General features: G+C 71.2%; 1 protein-coding gene (only partly in view). It reads right to left on the bottom strand.

Annotated elements, in window-relative coordinates:
* Positions 1 to 10,749 carry the beginning of a type I polyketide synthase gene (locus ACWY4P_RS02105; protein WP_456208358.1) on the bottom strand. It extends 21,825 nt beyond the left edge of the window, so only the first 10,749 of its 32,574 coding nucleotides appear in the window; the start codon lies at positions 10,747 to 10,749; the stop codon falls past the left edge of the window.
* Positions 10,750 to 10,783: the final 34 nt, after the last annotated feature.

Raw genomic sequence — 10,783 nt, forward strand, 5'->3', positions numbered from 1 at the left:
CACCAGCACCGACTCACCCGCCGACAACCCCGCCAGATCCACCAGGCCGTAATACGCGGTCAGGAACGCGACCGGGACGGACGCGGCGTCCTCGAACCGCCAGCCCTCCGGCATCCGGGTCATCGCCTGCTCAGCGGCCACCGCGAGGGGCCCAAAGGCGCCGTCGACCAGTCCGAATACCCGGTCGCCGACGCGCAGCCCGGTCACCTCGGGGCCGGTCTCCACGACCACACCGGCCGCCTCGCTGCCGAGCGGCCCCACCTTGTCCTGGAAGGCACCCAGTGCGTTGAGGCTGTTGAGAAGATCCCGGAAGTTGACGCCGGCGGCCCGTACGGCCACCCGGATCTGCCCGGGGGCCAGCGGTCCGGCCGCCTCCGGGAAGCCGAGCAGTTCGAGATTGTCCAGGCTGCCCTTCTGCCGACTGTCCAGCCGCCACGGCGCTCCCCCGGCCGGGGGCAGCAGCGAGCCACGCGAGGTCACGGGGGCCAGTCGGCCGACGCATACGCCGCCGTCGCGTACCACGGCCTGAGGCTCTCCGGACGCCAGCGCTGTCCGTACCTCGTCCGGGGAAGCGGCGTCCACGAGCACAAACCGTCCGGGGTTCTCGCTCTGGGCGCTGGACACCAGTCCCCAGACGGCCGCGGCCACGATGTCCGGCGACTCGACGGCGACGGCGTCGCGCAGGACGAAGACCAGCCGGGAGCCCCGGAGCCGGTCGTCGGCCAGCCAGTTCTGAATGAGCCGAAGCGCCCGCGCGGTCTCCTCGTGCACCGCTTCGGCCGCCGAGGGGAAGTCGGCCGATCCCCAGGCGACCGTCGCCACCTCCGGCACCGTCTCCAGCGACTCCGGGTCCGTGGCCTCCTCCGCGGTCAGTTCCACGATGTCGAGGGCACCGGACGCCGCCGTATCGACCTGGATGGGGACCCATTCCAGGCGGAACAGTGAATCCTCCTCACCGGCTCGGGCACCGGCCAGCTGTTCGGCCGACACCGGGCGCAGCACCAGCGAGTCCGCCGAGACCACGGGGGCGCCGTCGGTGTCCACGGCCGCCAGCGAGACCGACTCCGCGTCCCGCCGGGTCAGACGGACGCGCAGCATGGAGGCGCCCGTGGCGTGCAGGGACACACCGCTCCAGGAGAAGGGCAGACGTCCCCCCTCGGCAGCTTCGAGGTTCACGAACGACACGGCGTGCAGGGCCGCGTCCAGCAGGGCCGGATGCATCGCGAACGACTCGGTGTCGCTGCCCGTCTGCTCGGGCAGAGCGACCTCGGCGAACACCTCGTCCTCGCGCCGCCACACCGCCCGCAGCCCCTGGAAGAGCGGTCCATAGACGAACCCGCCGTCGGCGAGCCGCTCGTAGAAGTCCTCCATGTCGGCGACGACCGCGCCTTCGGGCGGCCATACGGTTCCGTCGAACCGCGCCGTGCGCTCCCCTTGGGCGAGCACGCCGGTGGCGTGGCGCAGCCACGGCTGCTCGGCGGCTTCGGCGGCACGCGAGTATACGTTCACGGTGCGACGGCCGGTCTCGTCCGGCGCCCCTACCCACAGCTGGACGGCGACGGCGTCCCGCTCCCCCAGGACCAGTGGCGCGAGCAGAGTGAGTTCGTCGACCAGGTCGCAGCCCACCTGGTCCCCGGCGCGGATCGCCAGCTCCAGGAAACCGGTCCCCGGGAACAGCACCACACCGCCGACGGCGTGGTCGGCCAGCCAAGGGTGCGACCGCAGCGACAGACGGCCGGTGAACAGCACCCCGCCCGCGTCGGCCAGCTCCACCGCGGCGCCGAGCAGCGGGTGTCCGGCGGCCACCTGGCCCAGGCCGGTGACATCGCCCACCCGCATGGAGGCGTTCGGCCAGTACAACTCGTGCTGGAAGGCGTAGGTGGGCAGGTCGACGCGGTGGGCGCCGGTGTCCGCGAACACACTCCCCCAGTCGACGGCGCCGCCACGGACGAAGACCTCCGCCAGCGAGGCCAGGAACCGGTCACTCCCGCCCTGGTCCCGGCGCAAAGTGCCCGCGACCACAGCGGTCACATCGACATCGTCGACCGTCTCCTGCACCCCGACCGTCAGCACCGGATGTGCGCTGACCTCGACGAACACCCGATGACGCCCCGCCAGCAGCTCCCGCACCGCCGGCTCGAAGCCCACCGTCTGCCGCAGATTGCGGTACCAGTAGTCGGCGTCCAGCTCACCGCCCTCAAGCCACTCACCGGTCACCGTGGACAGGAACGGAACCTCCACCGCGCGCGGGGCGACCGGCGCGAGCTCCGCCAACAACTCCTCACGAAGCTCCTCGACATGAGCGGAGTGCGAGGCATAGTCCACGGCGATCCGCCGCACCCGCACCTCCTCGCCCGTCAACTCCTCGATCAGCTCGTCCAGCGCCTCCCGGTCACCCGACACCACCACCGACCGCGGCCCGTTGACAGCCGCGACCGACACCCGGCCGGCCCAGCGCTCCAACCGCGACTCCACCTCGGCAACCGGCAGCGGCACCGACGCCATACCCCCAGCACCCGCAAGCCGACCCGCGATCGCCTGACTCCGCAACGCCACCACCCGCGCGCCGTCCTCCAGCGACAGCGCACCCGCCACACACGCCGCCGCGATCTCACCCTGAGAGTGACCCACCACCGCATCCGGCTCCACACCACAAGAACGCCACACCGCAGCCAGCGACACCATCACCGCCCACGACACCGGCTGCACCACATCCACCCGCTCCAACGACACAGCACCCTCGACCTGCCGCACCACATCCATCAACGACCAGTCGACAAACGGCGCCAGAGCCGCGGCACACTCCCCCAACCGCTCCGCGAACACCGGAGACTCCTCCAACAGCCGGGCCCCCATACCCGCCCACTGCGAACCCTGCCCCGAGAAGACAAACACCGACTTCCCCTCGACATCGGCGACCCCGCGCACCACCGCGGCCGCGGGATCGTCATCGCCCAGGGCACGCAGACCCGACAGCAGCTCCTCACGGTCACCGCCCACCACCACCGCCCGGTGCTCCAGCACCGACCGCGTGGACACCAGCGAGTAGCCGATGTCGGCCGGCGTCGCCTCGGGGTGGCCCTCCACGTGGGAGGACAGGTTGACCGCCTGGCCACGCAGCGCCGCAGCCGTCTTCGCCGACACCACCCACGGCAGGGCAGCAGGGGTCACTGCGGGCTCGGGCCGCATGTCAGCGGAGGACGGCTCCTCGGGCAGCGGGGCCTGTTCGATGATGGTGTGGGCGTTGGTGCCGCTGAGGCCGAAGGACGAGACCGCGGCCCGGCGCGGGCGGCCGTGCTCCGGCCACTCCGCGGACTCGGTGAGCAGCTGGATGTCCCCCATCGACCAGTCCACATGCGAGGACGGCGCGTCCACGTGGAGCGTCTTGGGCAGCACACCGTGCCGCATGGCCATGACCATCTTGATCACACCGGCCACACCGGCCGCCGCCTGGGTGTGCCCGATGTTCGACTTCACCGACCCGAGCAGCAGTGGGCGTTCGCGGCCCTGTCCGTAGGTGGCGAGAAGTCCCTGCGCCTCGATGGGGTCGCCCAGCGTGGTGCCGGTGCCATGCGCCTCCACCGCGTCCACATCCGCGGCCGCCAGCCCGGCGTTCGCCAGCGCCTGACGGATCACCCGCTGCTGCGACGGACCATTCGGCGCCGTCAGACCATTCGACGCACCATCCTGATTCACCGCCGAACCCCGCACCACCGCAAGCACCTGGTGCCCATGGCGCCGCGCGTCCGACAGCCGCTCGAGCACCAGCATGCCGACGCCCTCCGACCAGCCGGTTCCGTCGGCGCCCTCCGCGAACGCCTTGCACCGGCCGTCCCTGGCAAGCCCGCCCTGGGCACTGAAGTCGACAAAAGGGCCGGGCGTGGCCATGACCGTCACGCCACCGGCCAGCGCGAGGGAGCACTCTCCCGACCGCAGGGCCTGCACCGCGAGGTGCATGGCCACCAGGGATGACGAGCATGCGGTATCGACTGTGACCGCCGGGCCCTCCAGGCCCAGCGTGTAGGAGATCCGGCCCGACATCACGCTGCCGGCCGTACCGGTGCCGAGGAAGCCACGCACGTCCGGCGGGAATTCGAGGCGCCCCGACGCGTAGTCGTGGTGCAGGCTTCCGGCGAAGACGCCGGTCTGGCTGCCCCGCAGTGAGGTCGGGTCGATTCCGGCCCGCTCGACGGCCTCCCAGGACACCTCGAGCAGCAGCCGCTGCTGCGGGTCCATGGCCAGCGCCTCACGCGGCGAGATCCCGAAGAAGCCCGCGTCGAACTCCCCCGCCTCGTGCAGGAAACCGCCCTCCCGCACATAGCTGGTGCCCCGGCGATCGCGGTCGGGGTCGTACAGCGACTCCAGGGCCCACCCACGAGACGTCGGAAACTCCGAGATGCCGTCGCCCTCGCCGAGCACCAGATTCCACAGATCCTCGGGCGAGAGGACCCCGCCCGGGTAGCGGCAGGCCATGGACACGATGACCACGGGGTCGTCGTCCGTACGGACCGCCCCGGCCACGGGGGCGGCGACGGCACTGTCCGTTCCGACCAGTTCCGCCACCAGGAAGTCGGCCAGTATGGCCGGCGTCGGGTAGTCGAAGACGAGTGTGGACGGCAGGCGGAGCCCGGTGGCCGTGTTCAGCCGGTTGCGCAGCTCGACCGCGGTCAGTGAGTCGAAGCCCAGCTCGCGGAACTCCCGCCGGATCTCCACCGCGTCCGGTGACGCGTACCCCAGGACGGACGCGACTTCGGCGCGCACCAGATCCACCAGGATCTGGACCCGGTCGCCGCCCCGCAGCCCCGCCAGGCGCCGGGTGAGGTCGGCGGCGGCGCCGGAGGCGGGCAGCGCCGCGGCCGCCGTACGCCGTGTCGGCCGGACAAGCCCACGCAGCAGGCCCGGCACCTCGCCGCGCGACCGCAGGACCGAGAGGTCGAGCGGTACGGGTACGACCATCGCGTCGTGCAGTGCGGTGGCGGCGTCGAAGAGGGCCATGCCCTGCTCGGCGCTGATGGCCGGGAGTCCGGCCGCGCTCATCCGCTGCAGGTCGGCCTCGCTCAGAACACCGGTCATCCCGCTGTCCTGCGCCCACGGCCCCCACACCAGCGACTGCCCCGCGCACCCCTCCGCTCGCCGACGCGCCATCAGCGCATCCAGGAACGCGTTACCCGCCGCATAATTCGCCTGCCCCGGAGCACCCATCGAAGCCGCCACCGACGAGAACACCACAAACGCCGCCAGATCCAGATCGCGCGTCAGCTCATGCAGGTGCCACGCGGCGTCCACCTTCGGCCGCAGCACGGTGCTGAGCCGCTCCGGAGTCAGCGCCTCCACCACACCGTCATCGAGCACACCCGCCGTATGCACCACCGCGGTCAACGGGTGCTCCGCCGGAATCCCGGCCAGCAACCCGGCCACCGCATCCCGGTCCGACACATCACACGCCACCACCGACACCTCGGCACCCAGCGCCACCAACTCACCCCGCAACTCCACCGCACCCGGGGCATCCAACCCACGACGGCTCGTCAACACCACATGCCGCACCCCATGCGCAGCCACCACATGCCGAGCCAGCACACTCCCCAGACCGCCCGTACCCCCGGTGATCAGCACGGTGCCCTCGGGGTCCCACTCACGCGGCATGGTCAGCACGATCTTGCCCGTGTGCCTGGCCTGGCTCATGTAACGGAAGGCGTCCCGCGCCCGCCGCACATCCCAGGTCGTCACCGGAAGCGGCCGCAGCACACCCGCCTCGAACAGCTCCATCAGCTCGACCAGCATCCCCTGTGTCCGGTCGAGACCGGCCTCCGCCAGATCAAACGGCCGGTAGTCACCGTCCACCGTCTCCGCGTCGCGGATATCGGTCTTGCCCATCTCCAGGAACCGGCCACCCGACCGCAGCAACCGCACCGACGCGTCGATGAACTCCCCCGCGAGCGAGTTGAGCACCACATCCACACCCCGACCACCGGTCACCCCGAGGAACCGCTCCTCAAAGCCCGCCGTACGGGACGAGGCGATGTGGTCGTCCGGGATCCCCAGCGAGCGCAACGTGTCCCACTTGCCCTCACTCGCCGTCGCGAACACCTCCGCACCCAGATGCCGCGCCAGCTGAACCGCCGCCATACCCACACCACCGGCACCCGCATGCACCAGCACCGACTCACCCGCCGACAACCCCGCCAGATCCACCAGGCCGTAATACGCGGTCAAGAACACCAGCGGCACCGCCGAGGCATCCTCCAACGACCACGCGTCAGGGACCCTCACCAGCGCACGCTGGTCCACGGTGACGAGGGGGCCGAAGGAACCGGGCACCAGGCCCATCACCCGGTCGCCGACGCGCAGCCCGTTCACCTCGAGGCCGGTTTCGACGACCACACCGGCCGCCTCACCGCCCATCGGCACGGCCTCTCCGGGGTACATGCCCAGGGCGCTGAGTACATCGCGGAAGTTGAGCCCCGCGGCCCGTACGGACAGCCGGACCTCGCCGGCCGCCAGCGGCCTGGCGGCCTCCGGGGCTGTTTGCAGGGCGAGGTTGTCCAGCCTGTCCCGCTGCCCGCTGTCCAGCCGCCACGGCGTACCCGCCGGAGGCATCAGGTTGGTCCCCGTGGCCATTCTGGCGAGCCGGGCGGTGCGTACGATGCCGTCGCGCACCACGACCTGGGGCTCGCCCGAGGCGAGTGCCGCGGGCAGCGCGGACATGGAGGTCTCGCGGTGGTCGACATCGACGAGCAGGAACCGTCCCGGGTGCTCGGACTGGGCCGAGCGCACCAGCCCCCACACCGCGGCCCCGCCCAGATCGGTCACCGTCGCACCGTCGTCGGCCGCGATGGCTCCCCGGGTGACGAAGAGGAGACGGGAGTCGGCGAACCGGGCCTCGGCCAGCCAGTCCTGGATCAGGCCCAGTACCCGTGCCGTGACCTCGTGCACGGCGTCGGGAGTGGCGATTGAATCAACGGGGTCGAGTGCCACGACGACGAGGTCGGGGCTGCCTTCCAGGGACGCCACATCGGTGCTCAGCTCGGCCACGTCCAAGGCTGCGACCGCGTCCATGGGGGAGGTCAGCGCGGGTGTCGACACCCACTCCAGGCGGTACAGCGAGTCCTGTCGCGCCGTACCGGAGCCGGCCATCTGATCGGCGGTCACCGGGCGCAGCGCCAGCGACCCGACCGAGATGACCGGCGCGCCGACGCCATCGGCAGCGGTCAGGGACACCGATTCGGCGCCGGACCTGGCCAGCCGTACTCGCAGTACGGAGGCCCCTCCTGAGTGCAGAGACACGCCGTTCCATGAGAACGGCAGCATGCCACGCTCCGGCTCCCCGAGATCCACGAACGAGACCGCGTGCAAGGCCGCGTCCAGCAGTGCGGGATGCACGCCGAACGACTCCGCGTCCGCCACCTGCTCCGGCAGAGCCACCTCGGCGAACACCTCGTCGCCGCGCTCCCAGGCCCCCCGCAGCCCCTGGAACAGCGGGCCGTAGCCGAACCCGCCCTCGGCGAACCGCTCGTAGAAGCCGTCCAGGTCCAGGGCGACGGCTCCCTCGGGTGGCCATACGGACGCGTCGAACTCCGCGGTCCGCTCCTCCACGCCCAGCACGCCGGAGGCGTGTTCCACCCATGGTTGCTCCACCGCGTCGGCAGGACGTGAGTACAGGTGTATGTCCCGGTGGCCCGAGTCATCGGCCGGCCCTACCCACAGCTGGACGGCGACCGCGTCCCGCTCGCCCAGCACCAGCGGCTCGGCCAGGGTGAATTCCTCGATCCGTGCGCAGCCGACCTGGTCCCCGGCGCGGATCGCCAGCTCCAGGAAGCCGGTGCCGGGGAACAGCACCACACCGCCGATGGCGTGATCGGCCAGCCACGGGTGCGATCGCACCGACAGTCGGCCGGTGAACAGCACGCCGCCGGAGTCCGCCAGGCCGATGGCCGCGCCGAGCAGCGGGTGTTCGGCGGACATGAGTCCCAAGCCGGTGGCGTCACCGGTCCTCACCAGCGCGTTCGGCCAGTAGTGCTCGTGCTGGAAGGCGTACGTGGGCAGGTCCACCCGCTGTGCCCCGGTCCCGGCGAGGAACGCGGCCCAGTCCAGCTCGACGCCGGCGATGTGCAGCCTGGCCAGCGCCTCGACCAGGGCGGCCTCGTCCTCACGGCCCTTGCGCAGGGACGGGATGACGACCGTGTCATCCGACTGGTCGGGCAGGCTGTCCTGGGTCATGGCGGAGAGCACGCCGTCGGGGCCGACCTCCAGGAACGCGGTCACCCCGGCCGCGCTCAGCGCGGCCACCCCGTCCGCGAACCGGACGGTCTCCCGCACATGCCGCACCCAGTAGTCCGGCGTGCACACCAACTCCGCCGACGCCACCTCACCGGTCACATTCGAGACGAACGGAACCCGGGGCGCCTCGAACGACAGTCCCTCCACCACACGCCGGAACTCACCCAGCATCGGATCCATCAACGGGGAGTGGAAGGCATGGCTGACCGCCAGCCGCTTGGTCTTACGCCCCTCGGCCTCGAACCGGGCCACGACCTCCAGTACCGCCGCCTCATCGCCCGCGACCACCACCGAACGCGGCCCGTTGACCGCCGCGACCGACACCTCAGCCGTCAGATAGGGAACGACCTCGTCCTCGGTGGCCTGAAGCGACACCATCGCCCCGCCCGGCGGCAACCCCTGCATCAGCCGGGCCCGCGCCGCCACCAGCGTGCACGCGTCCGCCAGCGAGAACACCCCCGCCACATGCGCCGCCGCGATCTCACCGATCGAATGACCCGCCAGAGAGTCCGGCGTGATCCCCCACGACTCCACCAGCCGGAACAGCGCCACCTCGAGGGCGAACAACGCGGGCTGCGTCCACCCCGTCTCATCCAGCAAACCGGCCTCGACCGACCCGGGCTCGGCGAACATCACCTCCCGCAACGGCCGGTCCAGCTCCCGGTCCAGACGTGCACACACCTCATCCAGAGCCTCGGCGAACACCGGGAACCGCCCGTACAACTCCCGGCCCATCCCCGCCCGCTGACTGCCCTGCCCCGAGAAGAACACTCCGAGCCCACCGCCCGACCGCGCTGCCCCGCTGAGCAGTCCCGGCGCGGAGGTGCCCTGGGCGAGCGCGCGCAGCCCCTCAGCGGCACCGGCGCGGTCCATGGCCAGCACCACACCCCGACGCTCGAACGCCGATCGCGTGGTGGCCAGCGAGAACACGACATCGACAAGACGGGCGCCCGGGTCCTCGTCCAGACGCTCGGCGATGCGCGCCGCCTGTGCGCGCAGCGCACCCACCGTCTTTCCGGACACCACCACCGGCAGCACGCCGGGGGTCGCGGTCGGCGTGGCCGTGTCGCTTCCGGCCTCCACCGTCGGGGCCTGCTCGATGATGGTGTGCGCGTTCGTACCGCTGATACCGAACGACGACACCGCCGCGCGGCGTGGACGCCCGGTCTCTGGCCACTCGGTCCGCTCGGCCAGCAGCTTCACCGCACCCGCTGACCAGTCCACATGCGAGGTCGGCTCGTCAAGGTGCAGGGTGGCAGGCAGCGTGCCGTGTCGCATCGCCATGACCATCTTGATCACACCGGCGACACCGGAGGCGGCCTGGGTGTGGCCGATGTTCGACTTGATCGAGCCCAGCAGGACCGGGTCCAGCCCGTCCCGGTCCTGACCGTACGTCGCGAGCAGCGCCTGTGCCTCGATGGGATCGCCCAGCGTGGTACCGGTGCCATGCGCCTCGACGACGTCGATATCCGTGGCGGACAGCCCGGCGCCGGCCAGCGCCTGCTTGATGACCCGCTGTTGGGACGGGCCGTTCGGCGCCGTGAGCCCGTTCGAGGCACCGTCCTGGTTCACCGCGGAGCCTCGCAGGACGGCCAGCACCTCATGGCCGTTGCGCTGTGCGTCCGACAGCCGCTCCAGCACCAGCATGCCGACACCCTCGGACCAGCCCACCCCGTCAGCGCTCTCGGAGAAGGACTTGCACCGGCCGTCGGCCGCCAGACCCCCCTGCGCGCTGAAGTCAACAAAGGGGCCGGGGGTGGCCATGACCGTCACACCACCGGCCAACGCCAGGGCGCACTCGCCACCGCGCAGCGCCTGAGCCGCGAGATGCAGGGCCACCAGCGACGACGAGCACGCGGTGTCCAGCGTCACCGTAGGGCCTTCGAGCCCCAGGGTGTAGGAGATCCGGCCCGACATCACGCTGCCCGCGGTGCCGGTGCCCAGAAAGGCCATCGTCTCCTGGGGGAACTCCGCGCCGGATCCGTAGTCGTGGTACATCACTCCGGCGAAGACACCCGTGCGGCTGCCCTGGAGCGTGAGCGGGTCGATTCCGGCCCGCTCGATCGCCTCCCACGAGGTCTCCAGCAGCAGCCGCTGCTGTGGATCCATCGCCAGCGCCTCACGCGGCGAGATCCCGAAGAACCCCGGGTCGAACTCCCCCGCCTCGTGAAGAAAGCCTCCCTCACGCACATAGCTCGTGTTCCCGCGAGGGTCCCGGTCCGGGGCGTACAGCGTGTCCAGATCCCAGCCGCGGGAGGTGGGGAAGCCGGAGATGCCGTCACCTTCACCGATGACGAGTCGCCACAGGTCTTCGGGCGACGACACCCCGCCCGGGTAGCGGCAGGCCATCGATACGATCGCGACGGGTTCCTGCTTGCCCGCCTCGACCTCCTCCAGCCGCTGACGGGTCTGGTGCAGATCGGCGGTGACCCACTTGAGGTAGTCGACGAGCTTCCGGTCGTCAGGCATGGGAAGGGAACCTCCGTGATTGGCTGAAAGCTGG

The sequence above is a fragment of the Streptomyces sp. LZ34 genome, from assembly GCF_053890475.1.